Raw genomic sequence first — 299 nt, forward strand, 5'->3', positions numbered from 1 at the left:
TCATTAAAAGCTTAAGGGCTAATCCAATTTCGCTCGCCGCTACTTTCGGAATCTCGGTTGATTTCTCTTCCTCGGGGTACTTAGATGTTTCAGTTCCCCCGGTTTGCCTCCTGTTGCTATGTATTCACAACAGGATACTTACTTATGTAAGTGGGTTTCCCCATTCAGGAATCCCAGACTCAAAAGGTTATTACTACCTAATCTGGGCTTATCGCAAGTTATTACGCCTTTCATCGCCTCTGACTGCCAAGGCATCCACCGTGTACGCTTAGTCACTTAACCATACAACCCGAAAGGGT

1 other annotated feature (running past one end of the window) is annotated in these 299 nt (G+C 45.5%).

Annotated elements, in window-relative coordinates:
• Positions 1-282: a sequence feature (mutual gap in cmsearch alignment for this rRNA model is longer than 100), on the reverse strand; it reaches 3,331 nt to the left of the window's first position.
• Between the last annotated feature and the right edge of the window lie 17 nt (positions 283-299).

Origin of the sequence: Vibrio sp. 10N.222.51.C5, assembly GCF_041474575.1 — a bacterium.
Classification (GTDB): Bacteria; Pseudomonadota; Gammaproteobacteria; order Enterobacterales; family Vibrionaceae; genus Vibrio; species Vibrio crassostreae_C.